A 25,615-nucleotide genomic window follows, 5' to 3' on the forward strand; every position below is an offset into this window, starting at 1 on the left:
GTGTAGTTGTTGAGCAATATCCACACCAACAATAAGATGTGTATCGGAAATTCTTTCAATTAGTTGATTTTGTTTGTCTTGCATTTTAAAATTCATAGTAGGGCTTCCTCCTTAAGACTCTGAGTTAGATTGGACTCTATACTCGTATCTTACTGAGGTGCTCTATTTTTTTCAAACCTGATATTTAACGATCTACAGGAATGCTAACCTGCTTCGTTAGTGCAATAAGAAAAAGCCACCAAGTATCGCAGCTGGATCTTCAACTCTTGCACCCATAAACGAATAATACATAATAATTCAAAACCAATCAGGTATTTTAGTATAAGATTCTTCGAGCTGATTTAAATCGTATCCAAGTTTTTTAAAGTGATTAATCTTTTCTTCCCTTGTTAAAAATAAAAGGTTGTCTGGTTTTTGATAAGATGTTACTAGCATTTTATCGAAATAGTTCGCGTCTACATTTTCATTCCAGGGTCTTATTCCATTTAGAGCTTCTGCCAGTTCTTTTAAAGAGCTATCTGAATAGGATTTACGTGTTATTCGACGTACATAATTTTTTGGTTGCCCCTTGATTACTTCTTCAACCTGAACAATAGCATTTTTGTTTCCGATTATTTTCCAAGTGTGAATATCCAGGGATTCTGAGGAAATTGGTAATATCGAAACAACAGTTTTATTTATAATATTATCAATTTCTTCTTTCATTAGAGACCAACTCGAACAAACAACCAATCGGCAATCCAAGTTCATCCTTTTTTATTATCTGACCAAAGCTATAAGAACTGTTGCTTAATGGGCTGAAAAAAATATCCCCTACAACCCATTTTTGTTTTTTAGGTCTTTTAAAATTTTTTGCTAACTCATTTACCTTGGCTAATTCGGATTTGTTGATTTCAAAACCAATCAATTCATTAATTATGTTTGCTGCCTCAACTATCACATCACCTTTTTTTGACGTTATAAAAATGCCGTTAGTTTCATAATCAATCTTTAATTTTTTGGCTGTGTTAAAGGTAAATGTTGATAATTGAAACCTCCCTGATTCCCTTATATTAATTAATATAGGATCAAGTATTCGGGGAGGTTATAAGGATGGACAAGGCGTTTGGCAATTTATTAAAGCACATTGATAAATTAACCCATACAAAAAAAGAACAAGTCTATCAATGGGTTAAACGCTATGTTGATCCTTCTTCCTCTGTCGACGGACGTTTAATCAATGAAATGAGGGAGACTCGCTTTAAAGACGGGTTCGAGTGCCCTCACTGTAATTCTGTGCACGTTGTTCGATTCGGGAAATACAATGGTCGTCAACGTTATCGTTGTAAATCTTGCAGTAAGACTTTTACAGACACAACAAATACTGTTTTGTTCCGCACTCGTAAAGGAAATGAATGGATTACATTTGTTGATTGTATGTTCAAGGGCTATTCCCTACGAAAATCGGCTGAAATCGTAGGGGTTACTTGGGTTACGCTTTTTTATTGGCGACATAAACTGCTTAATGCCCTGAAACAAATGGATTTTGAGCAATTTGAAGGTATCGTTGAAGTTGACGAGACCTATTTCCTATACTCCCAAAAAGGTCAACGTGGCATTACGGAACGTAAACTTCGTAAGCGTGGCGGCAGCTCCAAACACAGAGGAATCAGCCATGAACAGGTTTGCATACTTGTTGCTAGGGATCGTACAAAAGCAACTGTTTCAAAAGTTGCCTGTATGGGGCGTATTGTTAAAAAAAGTTGAAGAAATGATTGGATCAAAGTTAACACCTGAAAATGTGCTTGTAACAGATGCTTGGAGAGCCTATAAGACATACGCAAAAGAAAAAGGTATGGAGCATTACAGAATTAAATCAAACGATGGTAAATACGTTATTAAGGGCTTATATCACATTCAAAACGTTAAGGGTCTCCATTCCCGATTGAAACAATTCATATACCGATTTAAAGGTGTCGCAACGAAGTACCTTGATAACTACCTAGCCTGGTTTTTGTTTGTCGATAGCCGCAGTAACGAAAACACAAAGCACAATATTAAAGATTTTCTATTATCATCATTTGTCTTTGAAATGACAGATACTTACGATAGTTTACGCTTATCAAAATTCGCTGTATAGTGCTTATTTAACTATCGTGGCAGGAATTTGCAATAAGTTTGTTGAATAATTCTGCGAAGAGCACTTGATTTCAAGGAGGTATGAGATATGAAGATCAATAGAATAGATCATGTGAGTATAAACGTAAATGATCTTTCAGAGGCTAAAACGTTTTTTCTTGATTTAGGACTTGAAGTGCAAGCGGAATGGGAATTGGATGGAGAACAGTTGGACCGAATAGTTGGGCTTAATGATGTTAAAACGGCATGTGTAGGATTGGGGATGCCAGATGGTCAGGCTTGGATAGAGCTAGTCAAATTTTATACGCCGTCAGATGAAAAAAATATTCAGCAACCTTTTGCAAATACGCTAGGTATCCGACATATTTGCTTTGCTGTTGAAGATATTGAAGCTATTGTTGCAAAATTGAAAAAGAAGGGCACGGAAATCTTTAGTGAGATACAGCAATATGAAGTAAGTTATAAGTTATGCTACGTTCGTGGTCCAGAGGGAATTATTTTAGAGTTGGCGGAGAAAATCAAATAAACAGACGATATGCTGACATATATAGAGAAACACTTTCGATTATCTAAACACACTGATATTTCAGACTGGACGGCTGTCATTTTTAGGGGAAGTCGTTCTTTCTCCTTGTTGGACAAACTGGGGCATTGGCTGAAAAAAATGGGGAACCTCGACAAATGAAGGTTCCCCTAATTTATTATATAAAAATCAACATTTAAATTTAACAGAGCCAATTTTTTAAAAGACGGCTCCATTTTATCTTTTAAAATTTTCTTTATGTACTTAGCTGCTTCGTGACTGGTTTCTAATCCGAACAATTCTGCAAGGTCTTCATTTATAAAAAAATCGCTCAAACTAGCATTAGGAAAATAAATTGTTATTACCCCGATCTTGACTTCCAAGTAAAACAATCCTTTCTACTTTAAACTCATATTTCTTACATATTCTTCTTCAGTCCCAAAACTTACAACATAAGAATCTTTTCTGAATTTAATAATCATATCCTTATCTTTTTCAATATCAATAGTCCGAAAGTTCAAATCATCATCCCCTATTTTATTATAAAATAATATTTTCTCCTCTTTTATATAGATTTCCTTCTTCATACAGATAGGTAAGGGTTTGAAGTTATCGCTCCCTTTTCCCCCTGTTCACACCGTACATGAAACTTTTGAAAGTATAATACCTTCCATGTCTCAATTCTTCCGTTTTAATAAGTCGGTGCCTCCCGTGGGAGGTAAACCTCTTTTAGTCTTACGAGAACCTTATTAATCGATAAAGATTTGCCTTACATGATTAAATGATTCTTCATTAGTCTAGTGGCTATCCCTCCATGTTGATTAGACACTTCATTGGTACTGTGCCACCACTTTCACTGATACAGAGACAAGTTATGCAACAGCTACTCTCACTGCCGCTTTCCTTATCAACGCTTCTCTGGTAGTAAGCCCTCCACGTTATCAGCTTACAATGTTGAATTATATCTATTACAGAATGAACTAGGTGCTTCCTGTAAGCCTGTTAGTATTCATACGCCTGTAACGTATCATGGATTTTTATATTAGTTAGTCTTACTCACCCACATCTAACCTCACAATTTGGTGATACACACATTTCTATGTATCGCAGGTATAGACCCGTACATTCAGAAGTTCGTCAGCTTAACCCTTTCTTTTAGGTTATTCGCATTCTCACCATATTCATTCAACTCAAGCATCATGATTTACACCACCCCTTCGGGTAGGCTTTCGACAGCTTAACCTGTTACGGTAAATTCTTACGCCTTTTCACCGGGCTTATAACACTATCATTCTTACTAAATCCAGTGCTATTCGACTTAGAGAGAACCCTTCAGGGCGTTACCCCCTCATTTGATTCTTCGATATAATCCTTCATTTCCGACAGGAACTGTCTAGCCTTACCTGAGTATTGTGACCAATCTCAATTTAAGCCAGAAACATTTCGCACAACTAACCTGCCCCGTTAGTTTAAGAAGGTTTCGAAATAAAAAAAAGGAGAATTACTTCTCCTCACATTATTGCTTTGTACATACCACTGTTTTCTTATTCTTTTTTCCTCTCGATGTTTTGTGATACATTCCGCATTCATTACAAATTGCATACTTAGCACCGTCAATTTTGATCTTAATTCCCATTTTTGTAGCCTCCTATGATGTAATTTTATATAAACCCTCATTTTAGACAGCGTTACCTACTTGCTTTAATACGTCCAAAATAAGAGGGGATACCTGAATTAAGACGTAACCTAAACCAGCGTTTTGAATCATCTGCCATCCTTTATCTGCTCTATCGAACATGAACTGGAACATGAGCCTACAATGATTACTGAAGCAATAGGTAATGAAAGGGCTACTAATATATCGACAACAGGATCAAGGACGTGGGCTAAAGTACTGAGTGTAGCCTCTGACATCCATTCCTTTGCACCAACAGTTACAGCTATAGGAGCAGTCACAGTAACCGCATTGGTTGACGTTGTAGCCGCTAATGCTGTCAATGCAAATCCTAATGTTCCAACAGAACCACAAGTTACTAAAGGAAGAATTGCTGCTATTGCTATTTTGGTAGTTTTACTGATAAATTTTTGTTTTTTCTCCATTTGCTTTACCTTATATTCACCATTCATAAATTCACCAAATTTGATTGTCTTTGCTTAGTATTGCGGATTGTACCTAGTCGATGGATTTTATTTAATTGATCTCTGTCAAGATAATCTAGTTTTCTCAAGCTTAAAAGTATTTGTTCCTGTCTTTTGCTTAGGGGTTTCATGAACCCGACCTCCCTTGTCAATTATGAAAGGTTGTATTAGGCTACTTATGTCCTTATTATCAATTAAAGGAGTTTGAATGATTGATTGACTTACATTCTTGTATATAGCCCTTCCTTGAACCTCTGGTAAATTCTCAGCCCCACCTTTATCTAACACTGCCATTGAAGCTGTTGCACTATCTAATACGAAACATAAACGAGCAGGAACATTTCTTTTTATTTGCATACTAATTGCTTGTGCAGAAGGATATTGGGTTGCATAGATGACATAGTAACCTGCCCCTCTTCCTTTTCGTACAATATCTGTTAATATCTCCATACAATCTTTATCGTCTGCTAAGTCCGCAGCTTCATCTATAACTATAAAGTGTCGTTTGCTTATTCCTGCTTCTGACACATCTTCAAAACCATCATTCACAATTTTTTTATAATCCTCTTTCATTTTCTCTTGTACATCTTCAAGAATTGACAATGCTTCGTCATTATTCACTCCAAAATTAACTACCTGACTAGCATTCTTGAACCTTCCGAAAGCTGATCCACCCTTTAAATCAATTAGTGAAAAGGAAACATCATTTGGCTTAGAAAGGATTAGAGAAGTGATAATACATTTCATAATGACCGATTTACCAAATTCAGTTGCACCAGCTACAATCAGATGTTTTCTTTTGTCAAAGTCGTGATAAATGGCTTCAGTACGATTAAATCCAATTAATACTGACCAAGTATTTTCTTTAATAAAATCCTTTGTCCAGGGAATTTTTTTTGATAAAGGTTCGTTGTACACTCTAACCTTTAATAATCCGTCAAATAAGATCTCTATTTCTTTGTTATCAGTGAGTTTTTTCGTGTAGAGTCCTTTTATATTACTAATGATATTTCGGTCTAATTTCAATGATTTGAGGTCTTTAAATTGAATCTTAACTTTACGTGCATTAATACCTGCTTCAATAGTTTTTTGTTTAGACAAGTAATCTTCAAAACTTCTACCTAATGGGATTCGGTAACGGTATTCTGTTCCCCATTCATAATTTTTCTTTTTAAGTTGTTGAGCAGTTAAAGTTTGATTGCCATCCTTCACATTCAGTCCGCTCAGAGAAAAAATCTTGTTAATTTTTTTTGAATCGTTCCCTGCTCCACTTTTTGATTGATAAGCCTTCAAAGAAATTGCTGTCATTAAAATTGTTGAAGCTACTTCAAAGATCATACTTAATTCCTCCTTCTTTCAACGCCACCTCATTGTACTTACGTAAGTAAGTAGTTGCATCCATCTGGAAGTTAAAAATAGGGTATAAACTATTGATATTATTGAATCTGGAATATTCCTTGGAAGTATTCTAAGGTGGAAATTGATCTGGTTTAATAAAAGGTATGGGAGATGGATTGTCCAATATTCCTATCTATCACAAAATTACTTGTATTTTTATGTAAGTATTTTTATTAAAGGGATTTGAGTGAAAATTATCGAATTATACCTTGAGGTGTTTTTAATGCTTGTAAGCAAAATTGGGGATATTATTAAAAAATCAAAATATAAACGGGAATTTATTATGAAGGAACTAAGAGTATCCGCTAACACTTTGTCTAATTGGAGTACTGGAAAGAGTATTCCATCACTTGAAAAGGCTTTTCAATTAGCGGAATTATTAGAGGTTAAAGTGGATGATCTATATGAGCGAAAAAAAGCCCCCTACTCAACCGAGTAAGGGGCTTCGTTGTTGTGGCGTGAAAACGGGTATTAAATCTAATGTTTCCGGATAATCAAAATTATTATTTTTCCACAATAATATTTTCATCAGACTTATTTAGTTTTTTTGATTGTATATATTCCACTATATGGAAGGAACCTAATGAAGATACCAAATTGCCCGTAGCAGGTTTGAATCAAGTGAAGAAGGACTGATTTTTGGATGGAAATAGAAAAAATAAGTAATGGTCAATTATTTACGTTCATCTTTTTGTTTGAAATGGGTACCGCAATTGTAGTTCCAGTCGGATTGGTATCACAAAAGACAGTATGGCTATCGATAATTCTTGCTTCTTTAGGGGGAATGCTTCTTTATCTTCTTTATCATTATCTTTCTTTGGAGTTTCCAGATCTTGTGTTAAGCGGATATGCCCAGAAGATTCTTGGTAAATATATTGGTGGTTTTGTCTCTTTTATATATATTATTTTTTTCATTTATTTATGTTCCAGAGACTTAAGGGAAACAAGCAGCTTATTAATCTCGAGTGTCTATAGTGAGACTCCGTTATTAGTAATCGCTTCCTTATTAATCATTGTGGTAATTTATGCATTGAATAAAGGTATTGAGGTTTTAGCAAGAACTGCTGAGCTTTACTTTTTTGTTATAATTTTTTTTGGCTTTTTCTTTTCTCTTTTATAATATTATCCGGAATAATTAAAGTGGAAAATCTATTACCACTTCTAGAAGAAGGATGGAAACCCGTTATAAAAAATGCCTATCCAAATATATTCATGTTTCCATTCGGTGAGATGATTTGCTTTGCAACGATTTTCCCGAATTTAAATAATCTTAAATCTGGAAGAAAGACAGGAATTTCTGCATTAACTTTAAGCACAATCGTTTTAGCTTTTACTCATGCCCTTGAGATTTCTGTACTTGGGGAAACTCGTTACGGTCGGACTCCTTTTCCTTTGTTATTGACTATTCAAAAAGTTGAAATAGGAAATTTCATTCAGAGGCTTGATATACTTGCTGTATTAGCTTTGATTATTTGCGTCTTTTTCAAGATATCTATCTATTGTATAGCTATAGTAATTATGGTATCTGACTTATTTAAAGTGAAAAATAAAAAAAAATTGGTATTGCCTATCGGATTTTTGATCCTTTTAAGTTCTATTATTATCGCCAGTAATTTATCCGAGCATATCAAAGAAGGAGAATTGGCTATTAAGATTCTCTTACCTCTCATTGCTGTAGTATTTCCTTTGTTGCTTTTTGTGGTCCATTTAGTTCGCAAAAAATTTGGTGGTCATCTTTCCAATATGAGCTCTGAAAATAAAAAATAAATACAGCCCCTCTCGAGTAAGAAGGGCTAATATTTTTACGCTTTTTCTTTTGTATAATGCCACCCTTTAGCTTTCAAGAACTTCTCCAACTCGGCTAATCCTTGCGATCCTTCATAGTACCATCCAGTTATGACGTTTACTTTTTGTTTTGCAGGTTCTTTTTTTGGTGCTGGTTTAGGTTTTGGTTCAGTCCATTTTCCGAATGTATCTGTACCATATCCCTTATAGTTGAATTGTAAATGTGGTTTATCAACGAACGACTTCCAGTTCCTACCCCATTCAAAACCCAAACGTTTAGCTTCAGCAATAGCCTTCTTGACTTCAGGCTTATCATAACCATCCCAATCAGGTTGACCTTTGACAACAGGAACAAAATCCAATGCCTGACCTACAAGATGATATGATCTCATAGTTTGTGAAGCACCTTTACGGACGTTTTCCTCTTGCTGAGCCTTAGTACGAATAGTCTCATAGATTAAGATATCAATCTTATTTTCAACTAAATAATCATGCCATTTTAAAGCAGCAATTTTTGTATGATCTGCTAATTTTTCAATATTACTTAAATTACGTTTATCATAAATCATTTCTAGTCAGCCCCTTTTTTCCTTTTTGTCCCTATTTTGTCCTTATCGAAATATTTAGTTAGAATTTTCATGTCAATTCCAATACGACTGAAGTTTTCAATAATACTCATAGCTTCATAAGCCACAATCATTCCAGCACCCAATTTGATAATCAATCCATTTGCACCTACATAAGCCTCAACAAAAACTAAGAAAGCAAGTGCTACAAACTCACCTACTTTTCTAATCATTCCAACATAGTTGATTGAACTATTCAGTTTTCTTTCAATTGCTGCCGCTAATAAACCAGTAACTACATCAAAAAGAATGAACCCTAAAGCTACATACCATACATTTCCAACTATTTGTGTAATATCAAAATGCATAAATAACACCTCTTTTCCATGTTGCATAATTCCACCCCCTCTGTTAACCTAATAGAAGTGGTACAAACCACAAAAAAGGCTACCTATCTCTCAACAGTGGGTAGCCTTTTTCTATTTATTTCCAATTAAAAAAAGAGAGCCATAAAGGACTCTCTGCACTGAAATACTCAGTCTAACCTACACTTCTATTGATTTTTACTCCCCCTGTAAATATAGTTGATACATTCCCCATTTGGTCAGTTAATTCGCATTCTTGAAAGTATGTAACCAACAAAGTTAATGTATCAGTAGGGACAATTTAATGGTAATTTCATTACCTGATAAGGTTATTCCATTATCCATTGTTTTTGAAACTTCATTAATTGTTGAATTTTCTTTTTTCTTAAGCCCCATTTAACAGTTGTTCCGTTTAAATCTAAAGTTGAACCATCGTCTTTTGTTACATTGACAATTAAATTTTTACTATCACCTGCAAACATGGAGAAATTTTGATTTATCGCTGTCATTGAATCACACCCTTTATAATAACGTTTAAGGATTGTTTACCTTCTAAATTTAAGTTTAGAGACTGTTTAGCAACTAAGTGGACATTTAATTCTTGATTACCTTTGAACCTTATAGAATCTATAATCTAATGGTCAAATAAAACTTGCTTTGTATCAAACAAGATGAAATTATCAGAATATGTCCTTATGTTTGTATTAAATCCAGTGACAGTATCAGCATAGATTACGAGTGGTGTGTCAGTTTGAAATTGACTATCTTGATAGATAGCTTGTTTTAAATCGGTTTGAAATTCACCATCACAATACAACACCTGTTTACTGTCAAATGTTTTTGATTGATCACCATATAATATAAACTTCATATCAAATGGAATCGAACCAACAACTCCCTCACTGAAAAATTCTTGCAAGGTATCAAATGGACTAAATGAATCTTGATATATTGATTGTTTTGTATCAAGTAACGAATTAGCATTTGTATATAGATTTATCCTAGTATCAAATGGACTAGATGAATCAGTGTATAAACTTTGTTTTGTATCAAATGAGGAGTTAGATAATACATAAACTGATTGTTCAGTATCAAAGAAGGTTGATGAATTAGCAAATACAGTCACTTTCAAATCATTTGAAGTAGCAGAATCTTCATACAATTGAATATATACATCAAAAGGTGCTGGAAGAAGGGAACCACTTTCATAAATTTGTTGAAATGTATCAAAAGATAAAGAGGAGTCACTGAAAATGGTCTGTTTTGTATCTGCACCAACAGACGAGTCTGAATAGATAATCTGTTTTGTATCTGTACTAATAAGTGAATCTGAATAAATCATCTGTTTTGAATCTGCACTAATAAGTGAATTAAAATAGATAATCTGTTTTGTATCTAGGTTAATCATTGAGTCTTGGTATAACGACTGCTTTAAATCAAAGAGTGTTGACCCGTCCGTACCGACATAACCTAGTCCCACATTCATACTTTCAGCGAAGTTTTGAGATACTTCCGAACTGGAAAGTTGTTTATTATAAAAACGAACACTTGCGATTTTTCCTTTATGACAAATGGAAGAAGTTGTTGAATTTGTTCTTGCGCCTATCCGAATCGCTTGATTCCAAGTTTGTTTTGTCCCTGCGTCTGTGGCACTTCCAGCCGAAGCACCATTAATGTAAAATTGGACGCTGTTGGTTGCATACGTAAAAACTGCCGCTACATGATACCAAGTATTCGCTGTTGTGATAAGGGCTGATGATGGTTTAAGAGATGTTCCTAAAACATACTGCATGAAACTACTGTTCCTGTTCAGACGCAAAACGTGATTTCCATCTCCACCGACAATATGTGGATTATCTGTAGTTAACGCTGTTGAATCCAATGTAAACCATGATTCTATAGTAACGTCACCAGTTAACCCCATACTAGGTATAGCAACATAACTTGCTCCATCAAAAAACATACTATCTGATTGTAATGCAGCTCCAGGTATCGTCCCATTGTAACTACCCGTTGTAGCAGGAGCAATATTGTTCCAAGTTGAACCGCTTACTCCTTGAGCGTAATGCCAATAACCTACCAGTCCATCAGTAACAATCGCCATTTCCTACACCGCAAATTCACGAAAGTTTACATTTAATTTAATGTCTGTTTTATTTTGTACAACTTCCCCAGAGGGACTTACAATCTTTAACCAAAATGCTTTTCCTGTTAAATCTCCCGAACCTGCTGAACCAATATTAGCCATCGTTAAAGCTGCGCTTGCCGCTCCGTATGTTCCTGCTACTCCACTATTATCAGGAGCCAAATAGCACCATAAGGATTCATCACCACCTGTAGAATCAATCGGATCAATATTTATATTCTGATAATATTTTGTGTTGTCATTGTTAAACAAATATAATTTTTGTTCAAATGTAGTTCCAGTTGTAGCGTGTTGTGTGGTAATTGGATTTGTACCGTCTGTAGATACTACATCTGTAGAGATAGGAACTCTATGGCTTACATATCAAGAAAAAACCCTTATTTTGAGGATAGTAGAATATTTTATAAAAAAATCGGAGGAAGAAGAAGCTAGAAATATTTTAGGAGCCTTGTGGCAACATTTAAAATATTATATTTTACAGATGGAAAAAATATTTGATCAACAAGGAATTGCATATCCTAATGGATATAAAAAAGAAGATGTTAACTTAGAAGCTCCAAAGTTATTTGATAATGGATTTGATATTATGTTTGTGCGTATTTTAAAAGAAGTAAGTATGGGCATGTATACTATTAATAGGAATATGGCATACAATGATGATGTTATGCAAATTTACAAGGGACTTACAAGAGTTACTCATGATATTTATGAGTTGGCTACACTTTATTTACTGCAAAAAGGCATTTTGGCTCTACCTCCAAAAGTAACGATGCCAAAGACAACCGAATATATAAAAGACAAAAGCTACTTAAGAGGATTTGATCCCTTTAGTGACAAAAGGCCTTTAAATGATATTGAAATTGGTTTTCTTCATCATGCGATTGAAACTAACAATATTGGATTTCAGCTGATGACTGGTTTTGCACAGTGTGCACAAAACTATTTTGAAAACACTTATGAGCTTATTTTCATTTTTAATTACATCAATGATTAAAGCCACATTCTTAATTAATAGGTTGAACGATAGGTTTAATTCTTTATTAAGAATGCCTACTTTTGTATATTCTATGTATCTTTAAATGTATATTCTATGTATCTTATATATCAAATGAAATTCTTGTTTTATTGGGTTTTATTTATTTCCCAAATATGTACTAATAAACATCCAGTTCCAGTAGATGACACAACCAATTATTAATTCCTTGTAAAGAAACTTACCAAGTTATTCTATATATCTCCTACGTTGAATAACATAACTGTAAATAATTAATTCTTAGGAGGTATAAAAGACTCTATGGCAAATTTAAAGGATAAGTTTACTATTGAAGATATGAAAGAATTCGATGCAAGGCTTAATCGCATTTTCCATCAAGTTACACATCCAAATACAAGAACAACTGTAGGCGTTACTGAACTTCAATTGCTGGGTGTTATTGACTATTTATGTAGAACATCAGGTATGCTATGTGACATGATTGAACAACAATTAGAAGGACATATTGAAACCTATGATCCTCAAAGATATATAGATAGAAAATTATGGACTGCTGAAAACGGGATAAAAAACTTCTTAAAGGTTAAGAAAATTGATTTAGATTAATCTCTGAGAAGCCTTTAAAAGGGCTTCTTTTTTGATTTTCCATTTAGCTTATTCAGAGTTGATATACGTTGATTAAAGCCTTTTTAATGCCATTACACCTTGAAGAAAATTTCGCTATCCAGATAAATTCCTAATGATTGTGTGAACGTGTTAAGTTGTTTGAAATCATCTTCCCCACCTCCCCTCAAGGATTGTTAAATTTCATTCCAATTTTTCCTTTACAAAAAATCGAAATGGTTTGAAATTCAGATAACAAAAAGACAATGCATATTGACTCAGCATCGTCTTTTTTTGTTTTTTAGGAAATGTATGCCTTTTTTGAATAATGAGGGAATATTTTTGTGCTAGTATCTTCACAATAACAACTGATATTACTTTTGAATGTGTCATTATACGTATGGGAGTTTAACAAAGGGGTTTAGATATGGAAAAAGCAAGAATAAGTGGCTCCCAACTGTTTGTGCTTGTTACAATGTTTGAAATGGGTAGTGCTATTCTTTTTGGCCTAGGAGCGGGAGCAAAACAAGATGCTTGGATTGCGGTTTTACTAGGATTAATTGCTGGGCTATTGCTCTTCCTTGTGTACCACCGTCTGTTTATGTTTTATCCTGATATTCCTTTCACAAGTTATGTTCAAAAAATAACAGGAAATTGGATCGGACGTTTTATTGGTTTTTTATATATAGTCTATTTTATTTATCAAGCATCAAGGATATTGCGTGATTTTGGAGAGCTATTAGTCACCACAATATATACCAATACTCCTCTAATGGTCATCAATTGCTTGATGATACTTACGATTATCTATGCCACCCACAAGGGGTTTGAGGTAATAGCAAGAGTCGGAGAGCTATTTTTTGGTATAATATATTTCATTGCAATCATAGGTGTCGTTTTAATTGTCTTCTCTGATATAATCCACCTAGGTAATCTTCAACCGATGCTCGAAAACGGGTGGAAACCAGTGCTAAATACTGTGGTTATACAAACGATTAATTTTCCTTTTGGCGAAATGGTTGTATTTACAATGTTGCTCCCTTATTTAAATGATCAAAAAAAAGCGAGGAGAATTTGTTTAGGTGGGATGATACTAAGCGGAATAAATATTATCATCACTGTGGTTGTCAATATTGCTGCTTTAGGAGCGGATTTTATAAGTCGCACCCCCTTTCCGTTATTACGCACGATTAGTAAAATTCAAATAGCTGATTTTATTGAGAGACTAGATGCATTATTTATGCTTTACCTTGTGATTGGTGGATTTTTTAAAATAACACTCTACTTTTATGCAGCTGTTATAGGAACCGCAGATCTTTTTCAATTTAAATCACATCAAAGACTCAGTTTTCCTATTGGACTTATAGTCTTATTTGCATCAGTGACAGTTGCTTCAAATTATTCGGAACATTCAATAGAAGGGGGAAAAATAATTCCATGGTATTTACATTTCCCTCTCCAATTTATTATTCCGGTTACGCTACTGTGCATCGCTTACTTACGAAATTCTAGAAACACTTCTAAATGACCTTCAAAAAAGGCGAAGCCATCAAAGCATCGCCTTAATCGTTTCTAAGAGATAAATTATGTTTCTTTTCGTTGTCGAACTTAAACCAGTGTTACATGGTTGAACCTAAATTAAATCAATAACTTAAAGAAAGAAACATGACTCAAATGCAATTAACTGAATTAACTGGTACACTCAAGCATCCATCTCAAGATTTGACAGAAATAAGCAGCATATGGATGTTCACTTGGTTTTGATCAGTAAAGCATTGACTCTAAACCTACTCGCAAAACGTGGGACTTTTTCAGCTTTCAGGTGTTAAAAGCAAAAACGTCATTTATACAATGGGCGGATACTAGTATTTTTAGGGTTTATTCCTAAAATCGGGGCATTCACTACCGTTATTCCAACACCTGTTCTTGGTGGCGCAATGGTGGCAATGTTTGGAATGGTCATTGCTTACGGAATAAAAATGCTAGGAAATGTAGATTTTGCATCACAAGAAAATCTTCTGATCATTGCTTGTTCTGTCGGTATGGGAATGGGCGTAACTGCCGCACCCGATATGTTTTCCCACCTGCCAGAAGGCGTTAAAATCCTTACCAGCAGCGGGATTGTAACAGGAAGCCTTACTGCAATATTACTAAACATTGTTTTCAACATTTCAAAGTCAACAAAGGAAATTAAGCAAGTTAAGCAAGCAAATAAGCAAATAGCCTCTTAACGCAAAAGAAAGGTATAGGAATAAGACGATACTTCTTAAGTGACACCATAAGTTAGACAGATTATTTCTAGGCAGCTTGTTGGGCATGAGATCGGTATTGTACCGAGCTCATGCCTTTTAATTTTGCCTTGATTCGTTTGTTGTTAAAGTATTCTACATATTTTTCTAGTTCTTGCTTAAAGTGTTCCGGACTTTCAAATTTTATTAGTTAAAGAAAATGTTAACTTCACGTAAAGAAACATCACATTGTATTCTATTTACCTTACCAATCTGATAACTTTATACTGTAAATATTCTTAGGGGGTATGGTTACTATGGCAAATTTAAAGGAAAAATTTACGATTGATGACATGAGGGTATTAGACCAAAGACTTAATCATATCTTCTATCAAGTAACTCATTATCAAACTAGATCAAACGCAGGGGCTTACTGAACTTCAATTACTTAATGCAATTGACCATTTATGTCGAATATCAGGAATGCTGTGTGATGTGATTGAACAACAGTTAGAAGGGTATATAGAAACATCAGAACCTCATAGTTATATTGATAGAAAACTAGGCACTGTTGAAACTGGTATTAAAAACTTCTTAAATGTTAAGAAAATTGAATTAGATTAACTATTAGGAGGCTCATTAAGGGCTTTTTTTTCACCTCTTTTCAGACTAATTGTAATTTGCCATTCAAATTAAGTCATGTTTGTCAGTTGACGTTTTAAGATGTTTTGAAATTGCTTTACCTTCTTAAAATCATTTTCTTGGATTTTAATTTATACTTGCAGACTAGAGATTGTGTAGTATACTTTGTCCTTTGGCAATTTGATACTATCAAATTGCCAAAGAACAAATAAAAATTGAATATAGGTAATAGAAAAGCAGACGAAACCTGATAATTGGTTCGTCATATTTGCGTCTCACTCTTAAATATATCAAAATTCAAAATTGAATTATTTCTCCTTTCCATCCTCTTTCTTCATACTTCAAATTATGAATTACTTAATCATCAGAGAGATATTTCCATTCAACTTTACGCATCAACTTTGTGATTATTCTTATACTTAGAGGTCTGAACATCATTTTGATAGATTTCAATATTATTCCTCAATTGTAACAAACTCTTCATTACAATCTGGACATTTGGCTAAGTGTCTATTTTTAGAATTAACATAAAATCTGAATTGATTTCCTTTTCCACAATGAGTACATTTCCAACACCCTTGTATAAATCCAATTGTTGTTTCAGGACTGTCACAATTCACAGAATAAACAAGAAAAGGTTTATCTGGTGCATAACGCGGTGTGTACATAAATGGAGTTAATTGAACCATAATATTCCTCCCAATGGATGAACTTTAATTTAAATATATTATATATTTTACATTTGCAATACCTAATTTTTCCAAATTTTTAATTAAATGTTTATTTTTCACATGTAATCTACGCTTCAAAGATTCCAACCCATTCTACAACAACATTATCTACCTTAAAACTATACACTTTCCCTGAGCTGGTTAAGATATCAATCTCATAAAGTTCGATATTATATTTATTGATTCCCTTTGTTAATATTAATAAATTTTCTAAGTTCGTATCTCGAATGGATAAATCTAATACAATTTTACCATTTGCTACATGCACAATATTCCCTCCCTCTGGTTGGTACTTATTACCTTTTCAAAATATTTTAATTGTACTAATTTTCCATTGGGAAAAATTTCAGGTTAGTAGAATTTATTTAATTTTTTGCAGGACTTTAATCAGTCGTATTCGCCATTTTTTTTTAATACCTCCCTAGATCTATTGTGACTTAGCAACTTTATCCATGCTTCTGTGTGTTCTCTGCCTATTCTTGTTGGGAAAATTGTTATGTAAAACGCAAAACAAAAAAAAGTCGATACATCGGGTATCCACTTTTTTTGTTTTGTTTTAGGAAATGTATGCCTTTTTTTAAATAATGAGGGAATACTTTTAGTATGGATCCTGAACAGTGAATAAAAAAACTGAGATTTCATTTGATTGAGTTATTTTTACTTATTGGCGTTAACGGAGAGAGGTTTAGACATGGAAAAGGCAAAAATAAGCGGCTCTCAACTCTTTGTGCTCGTAACATTGTTTGAAATGGGTAGTGCTATTCTTTTTGGATTAGGAGCGGAAGCCAAACAAGATACTTGGATTGCGGTTTCACTTGGATTAATTTTGGTCTATTACTCTTCCTCGTTTACCACCGTCTGTTTATGTTTTATCCGGATATTCCTTTTACGAGTTATGTTCAAAAAATAACAGGAAATTGGATCGGACGTTTTATTCCGGTTATGCTACTGAGCATCTCATACATACGAAACGCCAGAAAAGCTTATTAAGTTAGTATCATAAATAGCGATGCTATTCAAAGCATCGCCTTAATCATTTCTAAGAGTTCAGTTATGTTTCTTTTCGTTGTGGAACTTAAACCAGTGCGGGTCGTAATATCAGTGCCTGTATTATCACTACCGGAATCGGAATTTGAATTTGTTACCGTGACTGGAGAAATAATAAATGCCCCACCAAAGTTTACGATCCCTCCAGAAATGGTCCCTATAGTAATTCCCTCTTGTTTGGTCGCCAAACTATTACCCCCTTCCACGCTTATTTACTATTATATGGACAAGGTTATTCGGATGTTTAAGCATTTTCATTATTTATTTTTTTAATCCTTCTTAATTTCAAAAAGAGCCACGTGTGCGGCCCATTAGTTTTTCATAATTAAGTTTTTGGAGATTTGCATGCATCCCTCTCTAACTTACAAATCCACTTATAAAATCCTAATACGATAAGAAGTAAAAACGGATCAAGTATAGCTGCATGCCAGAGTTTCCACCAGCCGTAATGAAAGAATCCCCATGGAGGAGGCAACAAGGTTATGACTTCATATATTAAAATGGCAATGACAAAAATAATAATATAAAAAAATTGCTTAATAACTTTTGATTTATGAGGAAACAAATTTAAAAAAATCATATTAGCTGCAGGAACTAAGAATATATGTGGAAGCAATCCCGCCCAATCGATTTCTTTGTCAAAATACCAGTATCCGTGGTATCTAAATTCAACAAAAATATCAAACAGGGCTTGAAAGGCCATCGTGAATGTCCAAACATGGACGATTTGATTACCATTTAGAATTTTATTTTTCTTAAAAGCAAAATAATTAAATGTAATAATAGCAATTAGTAATCCAATCATATCTTTTTCCTTTTTATATTTAAAATACCCAAATAGTTAGGCATCCTATACTATTTCCAATAAAATTACAGTGTTTTTCTCATCAAAAATCTAGTCGAATCCTTAAAAATCTAGTATGATGTACTAATGTATTAATTCTTGACGAAGCGAGGATTACAAAAAATGAGTTTACTAAATGTAGAAAATTTAAGTCATACTTTCGGAGACCGTACTTTATTTAAAGACGTTTCCTTTCGATTATTAGCTGAAGACCATGTGGGACTTGTCGGTGCCAATGGCGTCGGTAAATCAACATTAATGAATATTATTACTGGTCAATTGATTCATGATAGCGGTCGTGTAGAATGGACACCAGGTGTTCATTACGGTTATTTGGATCAGCATACGGTGCTGACAAAAGGAAGAACGATGCGTGACGTTCTTCGCGATGCTTTCCTCCCTCTTTTCGAAAAAGAAAAGGAACTAAATGAAGTAATCGCTCAAATGGCAGATGCTTCACCTGAAGAGCTAGAGGTTCTTTTAGAAAAAATGGGTGAAATCCAAGATGTCCTTGACGCTGGCGGATTCTATTCATTAGATATAAAAATTGAGGAAGCAGCACGCGGTTTGGGACTTGATGCAATTGGTTTAGACCGTGACGTCGCAGCACTTAGCGGCGGACAGCGAACAAAGGTTCTTCTTGCTAAGCTTCTTTTGGAACAACCAAAAGTTCTTCTGCTCGATGAGCCGACCAACTACCTTGATGTTGAACATATTCGCTGGTTAACTTCTTACCTTAAAGAATACCCATATGCGTTTATCCTAATCTCTCATGATACAGAATTCATGAATCCAGTATCCAATGTTATTTTTCAATTAGAATTTTCGAAGCTGACACGCTACACAGCAAGCTATGAGAAATTCTTAGAGTTAGCAGAAATTAATAAGAATCAGCATATTAATGCTTATGAGAAACAAATGGAATTCATTAAAAAACAAGAAGACTTTATTGCTAAAAATAAAGCTCGTTATTCGACTACTGGCCGTGCAAAAAGCCGTCAAAAGCAGTTGGACCGGATTGAACGGATTGACCGTCCAGAAACAGCGCTAAAGCCTACCTTCGGATTCAAAGAATCTCGCAGCAGCAGCCGTTACGTTTTTGAGGCTAAGGATTTAGAAATTGGCTATTCTGAACCACTATTACCGAAAATGAGTATGACCATAGAACGTGGCGAAAAGGTTGCTATCATCGGTTGTAATGGGGTTGGTAAATCCACCCTTTTAAAAACGATGCTTGGTAAAATCGATCCGATCAATGGCAAGGTTGAACGTGGCGACTTCCTCTTCCCTTCTTATTTTGAACAGGAAGTAAAAGCAGGCGGCATTACTCCGATTGACGAGGTTTGGAATGCATTCCCATCTATGGATCAAAATCAAGTGCGTGCCGCTCTTGCCCGCTGTGGTTTGAAAAATGATCACATCTCTCGACCGATGAATCAGCTAAGCGGTGGAGAACAAGCCAAGGTCCGACTTTGTAAGTTGATGATGAATGAAAGTAACTGGATCCTATTCGACGAGCCGACTAATCACCTTGATATTGATGCAAAGGCAGAACTAAAACGTGCTTTAAAAGAATACAAAGGAACTGTCGTTCTTGTCTGCCACGAACCAGACTTTTATGAAGATTGGGTAACAAAAGTATGGAATGTTGAAGAATGGTCACAACAGACAGTGTAAAGAAATATTGTTTAATTCCCCTGCTCTAGCGGCAGGGGTTTTTCTATATTTTCATTACCTACCACACTTCAATCTAAATAACCGATGGATTTTTATAGAACAAATAGATAATTTGAATTTATCTTTACATATACTTCACTTATAATATATAAGGTTTAGCAATTCTAAGTTTTTAAAAATATATTATAGAGGTGTAATTATTAATGAAAAAATGGATTTCTGTCATCATAATTGCTATTCTTGTATTTTCATTAGCAGCTTGTGGGCAAAGTGATGAGAATACAAATGAAGGTAAGAAAGAAACGACAACGAATGAAGTATTTAAAATTGGGGCGATTCCTGACCAGAATGCTGCAGATTTAGATAAAGGTATGACGGCTGTTGCTAAATATCTTAGCGAAAAGACTGGTATGAAAGTTGAATTTGTACCGTCTGTTGATTATGCTGCACTAGTTACTGCATTTCAACGCGGTGAAATTCATATGGCCTGGTTTGGCGGTTTAACAAGTGTACAGGCTAGAAACCTTGTCCCTGAAGCAGAGTCAATTGTGCAACGTCCACGTGACGCTGAGTTCCATTCTGTATTTATCACCCAATCATCAGAAAATATCACAAAGCTTGAAGATTTAAAAGGAAAGTCATTTACTTTTGGCAGTGAAAGTTCAACATCTGGGCATTTAATGCCACGTTACTATTTATCAGAGGCTGGAATTGATGCCAATACAGACTTTGACGGCAAACCTAATTTCTCCGGTTCCCATGATACAACCTACAAATTAATTGAATCCGGTGCCTTTAAAGCAGGTGCACTAAATGAAGCAGTTTGGGAAGCAGCTGTAAAAGAAGGCAAAGTTGATACGAAAAAAGTTAAAGTATTCTATACAACTCCTGCTTACTATGACTATAACTGGACAATCAATAGCAATGTGGAAGAAGTCTTTGGTAAAGGTTCAAAGCAAAAAGTAAAAGACGCCCTTCTATCGATTTCTGGCCAGCAAAAGGAAATTGCGGACTTATTCCAAACAGATAGCTTTGTAGAAACGAATAACGATAATTACAAAAAAATTGAACAAGTAGCAAAAGAATTACAGATTATTAAGTAGTAGGTGTCGTAGACATGACTTCAAAAACAATAATTGAAGCAAAAAATATATCGAAACACTTTGAGCGGAAGATAGCCATATCTTCCCTTTCTTTTTCTATTTTGCAGGGGGAAAAGGTAGCGTTAATTGGACCGAGCGGTGCAGGTAAAACAACGTTATTAAATTCAATTGCTGGACTAGTACCCATCCAAAATGGTGAGCTATCGATTGATAGCAAACTGATATCATCCTATAAAAAAGGGCATATATTTGCCAAAAAGGTTGGTGTGATACGTCAACAATTTGATTTGATTGGCTCGATCCCGGTTATCCATAATGTCCTGGCTGGACGATTAGCTGAATGGGGCCTTTTCAAATCCCTCTTGTCGTTACTTGTGCCACAAGAAAAAGAAATCGCCTTAAAAGCACTTGAAAGAGTTGGTCTTACTGATAAGATGTACGAAATTACCTCCACTTTATCTGGAGGCGAACAGCAGCGTGTCGCGATGGCGAGATTAATGGTCCAAAAACCTGAAGTAATTTTGGCTGATGAACCAGTAGCGTCTCTAGATCCTGCAAGAGCCGAGGATGTATTAGCCATGTTAATAAAAATCGTTTCTGAGGAAAAACAAACGTTAATTGCCAGTTTGCATTCTGTCGAATATGCTCGTAAATATTTTACAAGAATCATCGCTCTTAAAAATGGGGAAATGCTTTTTGATTTGCCAACAGAAAAAGTGACGGATGAACTGTTAGCCAACCTTTATCGACTAAAGGAGCAAGGTTAAGATGTTGAGACGAAAATCAGTATTTGGTAGGTATAATCGCCTCATTCTTACATTACTATTGATTGCAGTTTTTGTTTGGAGCTTGTTTTCGATTCATTGGAATGCTGACCTATTCCATGCCGGCGGAATTCCGACGATGATGCAAATATTTGAAGGCATAATTCAACCTGATTTGGCGACAGAAGTATTGATCAAAGGTCTCGAATCTGCTTGGATTACACTAGCTTATGCAGTTGCTGGAATGTCTCTTGCTGTAGTTTATGCACTGATTGTAGGGATTCTTGCATCTGGAACATTAACCTCAGGCAGGGTTGCTCGTTTAACATCTAAAGTAATTTTCAGGGGTGTTTTAGGGTTTACTCGTTCGATTCATGAGTTAATATGGGCATGGCTTTTTGTTGCCGCTGTAGGTCTTTCCCCTTATGCGGCTATATTTGCTCTTGCTATTCCATATGGAGGAATTCTTGGCCGTATTTTTGCTGATATGTTAAATGATGTACCGGAGGAGCCCATCACAGCATTAAAATCTACCGGTGCCTCAAGACTTCAAATCCTTATTTATGGCTACCTCCCATTGATTTGGGCAGATATGATCAGCTATACAATGTACCGTTTTGAGTGTGCGATTCGTTCTTCGGCCATTATGAGTTTTATCGGACTCGGAGGCTTAGGCTATCAAATTCAATTATCGCTCGCTGATCTGAAATATGATCAAGTATGGGCATATGTATTTTTCCTGATTGCTCTCGTCTTTTTTGTGGATATTTGGAGTAATTATGTGAGAAAAGGATTAACTGACAGTAAACGTAGGAGCGGTTTCAGTTCTGGTTGGCGGTCCTCCCTATTTGTTATGCTATTAGTCATCGGTTCTTGGGTATTTATTATCGTAGGTGAGAATGCTAAGTTATTTGAACTACTGTCAGATAAAAATATCGAATATGCGAAGAAGTTTTTTGGCAGTCTTATTGGTTTAAATGATAAGCATCCTGCTTTCCTTAATGCTAAAAGCTGGTCAACTGCGTTAAAGCTTACACTTGAGACGCTTGAAATGAGTATCATGGCCATCGGATTTGCGACGATTGCTGCTTTCTTAACTGTTATTCCTGCAGCAAGAAATATTGCAAACGGTAGTTTAACTTCATCAAAGCATTTGTATAATTGGATTCTTTATGGAATTATTCGGATTACTTATATCTTTTCGCGTTCCGTTCCTGAGCTGGTTTGGGCCATGATGATTATTTTTATTTTTAAACCAGGGTTATTGCCAGGAGCAATCGCACTTGCACTCCATAACTTTGGAATACTCGGTAAGCTTTGGGCTGAGGTAATTGAGGATATGGACCCTCGACCGATCCGTAATTTAGCATCCGCAGGTGCCTCCAAAATCCAGATCTTCTTCTACGGGATCTTGCCAAGTGTCTTACCTAGATTTCTTACCTATATTTTATATCGTTGGGAAGTCATTATGAGGACAACGATTGTTGTTGGTTTTGTCGGAGCAGGCGGCCTTGGTATGGAGTTTAAACTCGCAATGAGTTATTTCCAATATACAGAAATCACACTGTTACTTCTTTGTTATATGATTCTAGTCGTTATCGCTGACTTTGCTTCAGAAAGCACCAGAAAATCCGTAAAATAGATATAGAACACCGTTCCTAAAATGGAATGGTGTTCTTTTTGCTTCAATTAGTATTTTTCCTTATAGTTTCTGCTGGCCCTTTTCTAGCTTCCGAGGTTAGTTTTGTCCACAAGTCATTTTTATAAGTATGCTAGTAATTGCTAGCAGCTTGCACGATTAACGCTATCTTTTTTCTAAGCATCTGATAAACCATTAGTTAGCTTGGTTTCTTATTAGTATCCTTCGGCTGCTGTGCTTTTCTAACCAGCTTTCCTCCATCAAAATGACGTCCATATGTGGTGACCATTTCTGCTGCTTCCTCATAAGTCGAGATCCTGCCATTTGCCTTCCATGTCAAAAAATATGATTGCACCCTTCCACTTTAGAAGACCCAACTGAAGATCTTTCGCGCGAAATTATGCATTCCACTCGTTTTGAAAGCATTCATCTCTTTCCATTAATATGATATTTTTCCAATATTTTTACTTATTGAATTGTTCATTATCCTTATACTCCTACCAATTCGACAATATCCAGCATAACTGCATACTATTTCCATCAAAGGAAATAATTGATGAATGAGGCTTGTATTTCTACGAACATTTCCATTATCCTATTGATAGGAAGAAGTAAGTAATATCAACGACTTCAAAAGTCATCTAGGAGTGAAAATTCTTTGCAATCAAAGTCCGCTTTACCGATTTTATTTGTAGTTATGTTTTTGGTGATGGTGGGATTTGGAATTATCATTCCAGTTTTACCTTTCTATGCCGAAGAAATTGGGGCAAATCCGACCGAATTAGGATTATTAATGGCAGTTTATTCGCTCATGCAACTTATTTTCGCTCCAATGTGGGGGCAAGTTTCCGACCGAATTGGGCGCAAACCGGTCATGATGATTGGAATTGCTGGACTTGGTTTATCCTTCCTGATTCAAGCCTTGTCTACAGAGCTTTGGATGCTATTTGCCGCAAGAATTATCGGCGGATTTCTTTCATCTGCCAATATGCCGACCGCTATGGCCTATGTTGCAGATATTACTACGGAGGAAAATCGCGGCAAAGGAATGGGAATTGTCGGAGCGGCAACAGGGCTAGGCTTTGTTTTCGGTCCAGCGATTGGTGGTATTTTTTCAAAATTCAGCTTGAGTATGCCCTTTTATCTTGCAAGTGGATCCTCGTTTATTACATTGTTTCTTGTTTTTCTTTTACTAAAAGAATCAGCTCCAAAAAAAGGAAAGCTCATCAAAGAAAAGCCATCCTTGTGGAAAGCATTTAGTGGGGCTGTTTCCGTCCTATTTTTAGTGCAATTATTGATTTCCTTATCCCTATCCGGTCTGGAAGCAACTTTTGCCTACTTTGCCGCTAAAAAGGCTGGTTTAGGAGCAACACAACTTGGTTACATATTTATGATCATGGGGTTTGCAAGTGCAATCGTCCAAGGTGGTCTAGTAGGCAGATTAACGAAGAAATACGGCGAGAGGATCGTAATTCAGGGAGGAATCATTGTTTCAGCCCTTGGATTTGGGTTGATTTTATTGGTGAATAGCTTTGCAACTGCAGCCCTCTATCTAACGATTTTCGGTTTAGGCAATGGTGTTATTCGGCCAAGTGTCTCTTCTCTAATTACGAAGACATCAAGCGCAGGCTATGGAAGTTCAACTGGCCTTTTATCTTCCTTTGACTCTCTTGGCCGGATTATTGGGCCGCCACTTGGAGGATGGTTGTTTTCCATGGCGATTGGCCTCCCGTATATTTTAGGCGCGCTTATTTCGATTGCAGCATTTATTCTATTTTTACTTTTCCGCCCACAGCTGGCTGCAGTGAAATCAACCAATATTCAAAACTAAACAATAGGCATATGTTTTTAGGACATGCATAAAATGGGTTACGAGGATGTAAGTAAAAAGGAGCCCAGTTTATGAAATTAAAAAACTTTATATGTATTTGTCTCCTGTTGGTAACCTTAGGATTTGCTGCTTATCTTGATTCACCCTACTCAATTATTAATAAAGACTATGCCTATTCAGCCGATCAACCTGTGATGGCACAGCCAGTAGAAGTAGAGCCTTCAAACGATATTCCAGTATTGGAGGAAAAACTAGAGAAAATCGAAAAAGTGGATGGCTATATCGTAGAAACGTACCAGGAGTATGAGGTTTATAAAGACAAAGATGGGAATGTACTAAAGAGTGAGCCTACTGGAAAAACAGATACACTGCAATATTGGGATGATGATCAACAATAAAGACCGCTAATGTCAGCGGTCTTTGTTGTTGAGAAGATTTATCGCTTTTCCCATATCCGTGGATGTAGGTTTAG

Annotated in this window: 29 protein-coding genes and 5 pseudogenes; 17 read left to right on the forward strand and 17 right to left on the reverse strand. The window is 35.4% G+C overall.

Features of this window, described 5'->3' with window-relative positions; translation table 11 throughout:
- Window positions 1–297 precede the first annotated feature (297 nt).
- Both J7E77_RS28225 and J7E77_RS28230 read right to left on the reverse strand, forming a co-directional pair.
- Entirely contained in the window at window positions 298–705 is a 408-nt protein-coding gene (locus J7E77_RS28225) for a hypothetical protein (protein WP_214718694.1), read from the reverse strand.
- On the reverse strand, window positions 689–940 hold the full coding sequence (locus J7E77_RS28230) for a hypothetical protein (protein WP_214718695.1): 252 nt from the start codon (window positions 938–940) through the stop codon (window positions 689–691). Before J7E77_RS28230 ends, J7E77_RS28225 begins: the two co-directional genes overlap by 17 nt.
- A gap of 152 nt (window positions 941–1,092) precedes the next feature.
- Between J7E77_RS28230 and J7E77_RS28235 the strand changes: the two are divergent.
- Window positions 1,093–2,119 (forward strand): annotated as a pseudogene (locus J7E77_RS28235) (IS1595 family transposase).
- An 87-nt stretch (window positions 2,120–2,206) separates the two neighbouring features.
- Window positions 2,207–2,644, forward strand: coding sequence for a VOC family protein (locus J7E77_RS28240; RefSeq protein WP_214718697.1), 438 nt, complete (start codon window positions 2,207–2,209; stop codon window positions 2,642–2,644).
- Window positions 2,645–2,811: 167 nt separating this feature from the next.
- Here J7E77_RS28240 and J7E77_RS28245 read toward each other — a convergent pair whose 3' ends face one another.
- The 4 genes from J7E77_RS28245 to J7E77_RS28255 form a co-directional block, all read right to left on the reverse strand.
- Window positions 2,812–3,024 (reverse strand): hypothetical protein, encoded by a 213-nt coding sequence (locus tag J7E77_RS28245; protein ID WP_214718699.1) that lies wholly within the window; start codon window positions 3,022–3,024, stop codon window positions 2,812–2,814.
- A 15-nt stretch (window positions 3,025–3,039) separates the two neighbouring features.
- Entirely contained in the window at window positions 3,040–3,162 is a 123-nt protein-coding gene (locus J7E77_RS31325; protein ID WP_285290744.1) for a hypothetical protein, read from the reverse strand.
- Between the two features lie 1,243 nt (window positions 3,163–4,405).
- On the reverse strand, window positions 4,406–4,768 hold the full coding sequence (locus J7E77_RS28250) for a hypothetical protein (RefSeq protein ID WP_214718700.1): 363 nt from the start codon (window positions 4,766–4,768) through the stop codon (window positions 4,406–4,408).
- Between the two features lie 78 nt (window positions 4,769–4,846).
- Window positions 4,847–6,118: an FtsK/SpoIIIE domain-containing protein gene (locus J7E77_RS28255; protein WP_214718701.1), complete on the reverse strand. Its 1,272-nt coding sequence runs from the start codon at window positions 6,116–6,118 to the stop codon at window positions 4,847–4,849.
- A 283-nt stretch (window positions 6,119–6,401) separates the two neighbouring features.
- Here J7E77_RS28255 and J7E77_RS28260 point away from each other — a divergent pair, with 283 nt between their 5' ends.
- Together J7E77_RS28260 and J7E77_RS28265 are read left to right on the forward strand one after the other, a co-directional pair.
- Window positions 6,402–6,617, forward strand: a complete 216-nt coding sequence (locus J7E77_RS28260) for a helix-turn-helix transcriptional regulator (protein WP_214718702.1) — start codon at window positions 6,402–6,404, stop codon at window positions 6,615–6,617.
- 261 nt (window positions 6,618–6,878) lie between these two features.
- Window positions 6,879–7,945, forward strand: a pseudogene (locus J7E77_RS28265) (GerAB/ArcD/ProY family transporter).
- Between the two features lie 194 nt (window positions 7,946–8,139).
- Here J7E77_RS28265 and J7E77_RS28270 read toward each other — a convergent pair.
- From J7E77_RS28270 to J7E77_RS28290, 5 genes and pseudogenes are all read right to left on the reverse strand, one after another.
- Window positions 8,140–8,532: pseudogene (locus J7E77_RS28270) on the reverse strand (M15 family metallopeptidase); the annotation flags it as partial.
- Window positions 8,533–8,534: 2 nt separating this feature from the next.
- Window positions 8,535–8,924 carry a phage holin family protein gene (locus J7E77_RS28275; RefSeq protein ID WP_251027093.1) on the reverse strand — a complete coding sequence of 130 codons (390 nt, stop codon included), beginning with the start codon at window positions 8,922–8,924 and terminating at the stop codon, window positions 8,535–8,537.
- A 299-nt stretch (window positions 8,925–9,223) separates the two neighbouring features.
- Complete coding sequence (locus J7E77_RS28280; RefSeq protein WP_214718709.1) at window positions 9,224–9,403, reverse strand: hypothetical protein; 180 nt, start codon at window positions 9,401–9,403, stop codon at window positions 9,224–9,226.
- Window positions 9,404–9,528: 125 nt separating this feature from the next.
- Entirely contained in the window at window positions 9,529–10,998 is a 1,470-nt protein-coding gene (locus J7E77_RS28285) for a LamG domain-containing protein (protein WP_214718711.1), read from the reverse strand.
- Window positions 10,999–11,001: 3 nt separating this feature from the next.
- On the reverse strand, window positions 11,002–11,292 hold the full coding sequence (locus tag J7E77_RS28290) for a hypothetical protein (protein ID WP_214718713.1): 291 nt from the start codon (window positions 11,290–11,292) through the stop codon (window positions 11,002–11,004).
- Window positions 11,293–11,335: 43 nt separating this feature from the next.
- Between J7E77_RS28290 and J7E77_RS28295 the strand changes: the two genes are divergently transcribed.
- The 4 genes and pseudogenes from J7E77_RS28295 to J7E77_RS28310 all read left to right on the forward strand — a co-directional run.
- The gene (locus J7E77_RS28295; RefSeq protein ID WP_308160823.1) at window positions 11,336–12,034 is read left to right on the forward strand and encodes a DUF3231 family protein; all 699 of its coding nucleotides are present in this window, start codon (window positions 11,336–11,338) and stop codon (window positions 12,032–12,034) included.
- Between the two features lie 300 nt (window positions 12,035–12,334).
- On the forward strand, window positions 12,335–12,640 hold the full coding sequence (locus tag J7E77_RS28300) for a hypothetical protein (protein WP_214718715.1): 306 nt from the start codon (window positions 12,335–12,337) through the stop codon (window positions 12,638–12,640).
- Between the two features lie 424 nt (window positions 12,641–13,064).
- On the forward strand, window positions 13,065–14,165 hold the full coding sequence (locus J7E77_RS28305; RefSeq protein ID WP_214718717.1) for a GerAB/ArcD/ProY family transporter: 1,101 nt from the start codon (window positions 13,065–13,067) through the stop codon (window positions 14,163–14,165).
- A gap of 257 nt (window positions 14,166–14,422) precedes the next feature.
- Window positions 14,423–14,868: pseudogene (locus tag J7E77_RS28310) on the forward strand (solute carrier family 23 protein); the annotation flags it as partial.
- Between the two features lie 67 nt (window positions 14,869–14,935).
- On the opposite strand, the pseudogene J7E77_RS28315 reads toward J7E77_RS28310, so the two are convergent.
- Window positions 14,936–15,070 (reverse strand): annotated as a pseudogene (locus tag J7E77_RS28315) (IS3 family transposase); the annotation flags it as partial.
- Window positions 15,071–15,173: 103 nt separating this feature from the next.
- On the opposite strand from J7E77_RS28315, the gene J7E77_RS31330 reads away from it, so the two are divergent.
- Together J7E77_RS31330 and J7E77_RS31335 are read left to right on the forward strand one after the other, a co-directional pair.
- Window positions 15,174–15,302: a hypothetical protein gene (locus tag J7E77_RS31330; protein WP_285290746.1), complete on the forward strand. Its 129-nt coding sequence runs from the start codon at window positions 15,174–15,176 to the stop codon at window positions 15,300–15,302.
- Window positions 15,303–15,360: 58 nt separating this feature from the next.
- Window positions 15,361–15,489, forward strand: coding sequence for a hypothetical protein (locus J7E77_RS31335; protein ID WP_285290747.1), 129 nt, complete (start codon window positions 15,361–15,363; stop codon window positions 15,487–15,489).
- A 473-nt stretch (window positions 15,490–15,962) separates the two neighbouring features.
- On the opposite strand, the gene J7E77_RS28320 is transcribed toward J7E77_RS31335, so the two are convergent.
- Both J7E77_RS28320 and J7E77_RS28325 read right to left on the reverse strand, forming a co-directional pair.
- Complete coding sequence (locus J7E77_RS28320) at window positions 15,963–16,196, reverse strand: hypothetical protein (RefSeq protein ID WP_214718719.1); 234 nt, start codon at window positions 16,194–16,196, stop codon at window positions 15,963–15,965.
- Between the two features lie 109 nt (window positions 16,197–16,305).
- Entirely contained in the window at window positions 16,306–16,506 is a 201-nt protein-coding gene (locus J7E77_RS28325; protein WP_214718720.1) for a hypothetical protein, read from the reverse strand.
- 423 nt (window positions 16,507–16,929) lie between these two features.
- Between J7E77_RS28325 and J7E77_RS28330 the strand changes: the two genes are divergently transcribed.
- Window positions 16,930–17,148, forward strand: a complete 219-nt coding sequence (locus tag J7E77_RS28330) for a GerAB/ArcD/ProY family transporter (RefSeq protein WP_251027092.1) — start codon at window positions 16,930–16,932, stop codon at window positions 17,146–17,148.
- Between the two features lie 106 nt (window positions 17,149–17,254).
- On the opposite strand, the gene J7E77_RS28335 is transcribed toward J7E77_RS28330, so the two are convergent.
- Both J7E77_RS28335 and J7E77_RS28340 read right to left on the reverse strand, forming a co-directional pair.
- Complete coding sequence (locus J7E77_RS28335; protein ID WP_214718722.1) at window positions 17,255–17,473, reverse strand: spore germination protein; 219 nt, start codon at window positions 17,471–17,473, stop codon at window positions 17,255–17,257.
- Between the two features lie 137 nt (window positions 17,474–17,610).
- Window positions 17,611–18,090, reverse strand: a complete 480-nt coding sequence (locus tag J7E77_RS28340; RefSeq protein WP_214718724.1) for a hypothetical protein — start codon at window positions 18,088–18,090, stop codon at window positions 17,611–17,613.
- Window positions 18,091–18,252: 162 nt separating this feature from the next.
- On the opposite strand from J7E77_RS28340, the gene J7E77_RS28345 reads away from it, so the two are divergent.
- From J7E77_RS28345 to J7E77_RS28360, 4 genes are all read left to right on the forward strand, one after another.
- Entirely contained in the window at window positions 18,253–19,806 is a 1,554-nt protein-coding gene (locus tag J7E77_RS28345; RefSeq protein ID WP_214718726.1) for an ABC-F family ATP-binding cassette domain-containing protein, read from the forward strand.
- Window positions 19,807–20,009: 203 nt separating this feature from the next.
- Window positions 20,010–20,909 (forward strand): putative selenate ABC transporter substrate-binding protein, encoded by a 900-nt coding sequence (locus J7E77_RS28350; RefSeq protein ID WP_214718728.1) that lies wholly within the window; start codon window positions 20,010–20,012, stop codon window positions 20,907–20,909.
- Between the two features lie 14 nt (window positions 20,910–20,923).
- Entirely contained in the window at window positions 20,924–21,676 is a 753-nt protein-coding gene (locus J7E77_RS28355; RefSeq protein ID WP_214718730.1) for a phosphonate ABC transporter ATP-binding protein, read from the forward strand.
- Between the two features lies 1 nt (window position 21,677).
- Window positions 21,678–23,315, forward strand: coding sequence for a PhnE/PtxC family ABC transporter permease (locus tag J7E77_RS28360; protein ID WP_214718731.1), 1,638 nt, complete (start codon window positions 21,678–21,680; stop codon window positions 23,313–23,315).
- 196 nt (window positions 23,316–23,511) lie between these two features.
- On the opposite strand, the gene J7E77_RS28365 is transcribed toward J7E77_RS28360, so the two are convergent.
- Window positions 23,512–23,652, reverse strand: coding sequence for a hypothetical protein (locus tag J7E77_RS28365; protein ID WP_214718732.1), 141 nt, complete (start codon window positions 23,650–23,652; stop codon window positions 23,512–23,514).
- Between the two features lie 318 nt (window positions 23,653–23,970).
- Here J7E77_RS28365 and J7E77_RS28370 point away from each other — a divergent pair, with 318 nt between their 5' ends.
- Window positions 23,971–25,143 carry an MFS transporter gene (locus J7E77_RS28370; protein ID WP_214718733.1) on the forward strand — a complete coding sequence of 391 codons (1,173 nt, stop codon included), beginning with the start codon at window positions 23,971–23,973 and terminating at the stop codon, window positions 25,141–25,143.
- 71 nt (window positions 25,144–25,214) lie between these two features.
- Window positions 25,215–25,541, forward strand: a complete 327-nt coding sequence (locus J7E77_RS28375; RefSeq protein WP_214718734.1) for a hypothetical protein — start codon at window positions 25,215–25,217, stop codon at window positions 25,539–25,541.
- Window positions 25,542–25,615 lie beyond the last annotated feature (74 nt).

It is taken from the genome of Bacillus sp. ISL-77, assembly GCF_018613105.1.

What these genes read in the sequence shown, in the direction of transcription:
- J7E77_RS28225 (WP_214718694.1), bottom strand. Translation starts at nt 705, where the DNA reads ATGAAAGAAGAAATTGATAATATTATAAATAAAACTGTTGTTTCGATA.
- J7E77_RS28240 (WP_214718697.1), top strand. Translation starts at nt 2,207, where the DNA reads ATGAAGATCAATAGAATAGATCATGTGAGTATAAACGTAAATGATCTT.
- J7E77_RS28250 (WP_214718700.1), bottom strand. Translation starts at nt 4,768, where the DNA reads ATGAATGGTGAATATAAGGTAAAGCAAATGGAGAAAAAACAAAAATTT.
- J7E77_RS28255 (WP_214718701.1), bottom strand. Translation starts at nt 6,118, where the DNA reads ATGATCTTTGAAGTAGCTTCAACAATTTTAATGACAGCAATTTCTTTG.
- J7E77_RS28260 (WP_214718702.1), top strand. Translation starts at nt 6,402, where the DNA reads ATGCTTGTAAGCAAAATTGGGGATATTATTAAAAAATCAAAATATAAA.
- J7E77_RS28275 (WP_251027093.1), bottom strand. Translation starts at nt 8,924, where the DNA reads ATGCAACATGGAAAAGAGGTGTTATTTATGCATTTTGATATTACACAA.
- J7E77_RS28280 (WP_214718709.1), bottom strand. Translation starts at nt 9,403, where the DNA reads ATGACAGCGATAAATCAAAATTTCTCCATGTTTGCAGGTGATAGTAAA.
- J7E77_RS28285 (WP_214718711.1), bottom strand. Translation starts at nt 10,998, where the DNA reads ATGGCGATTGTTACTGATGGACTGGTAGGTTATTGGCATTACGCTCAA.
- J7E77_RS28300 (WP_214718715.1), top strand. Translation starts at nt 12,335, where the DNA reads ATGGCAAATTTAAAGGATAAGTTTACTATTGAAGATATGAAAGAATTC.
- J7E77_RS28305 (WP_214718717.1), top strand. Translation starts at nt 13,065, where the DNA reads ATGGAAAAAGCAAGAATAAGTGGCTCCCAACTGTTTGTGCTTGTTACA.
- J7E77_RS31330 (WP_285290746.1), top strand. Translation starts at nt 15,174, where the DNA reads ATGGTTACTATGGCAAATTTAAAGGAAAAATTTACGATTGATGACATG.
- J7E77_RS28320 (WP_214718719.1), bottom strand. Translation starts at nt 16,196, where the DNA reads ATGGTTCAATTAACTCCATTTATGTACACACCGCGTTATGCACCAGAT.
- J7E77_RS28330 (WP_251027092.1), top strand. Translation starts at nt 16,930, where the DNA reads ATGGAAAAGGCAAAAATAAGCGGCTCTCAACTCTTTGTGCTCGTAACA.
- J7E77_RS28340 (WP_214718724.1), bottom strand. Translation starts at nt 18,090, where the DNA reads ATGATTGGATTACTAATTGCTATTATTACATTTAATTATTTTGCTTTT.
- J7E77_RS28345 (WP_214718726.1), top strand. Translation starts at nt 18,253, where the DNA reads ATGAGTTTACTAAATGTAGAAAATTTAAGTCATACTTTCGGAGACCGT.
- J7E77_RS28350 (WP_214718728.1), top strand. Translation starts at nt 20,010, where the DNA reads ATGAAAAAATGGATTTCTGTCATCATAATTGCTATTCTTGTATTTTCA.
- J7E77_RS28355 (WP_214718730.1), top strand. Translation starts at nt 20,924, where the DNA reads ATGACTTCAAAAACAATAATTGAAGCAAAAAATATATCGAAACACTTT.
- J7E77_RS28360 (WP_214718731.1), top strand. Translation starts at nt 21,678, where the DNA reads ATGTTGAGACGAAAATCAGTATTTGGTAGGTATAATCGCCTCATTCTT.
- J7E77_RS28375 (WP_214718734.1), top strand. Translation starts at nt 25,215, where the DNA reads ATGAAATTAAAAAACTTTATATGTATTTGTCTCCTGTTGGTAACCTTA.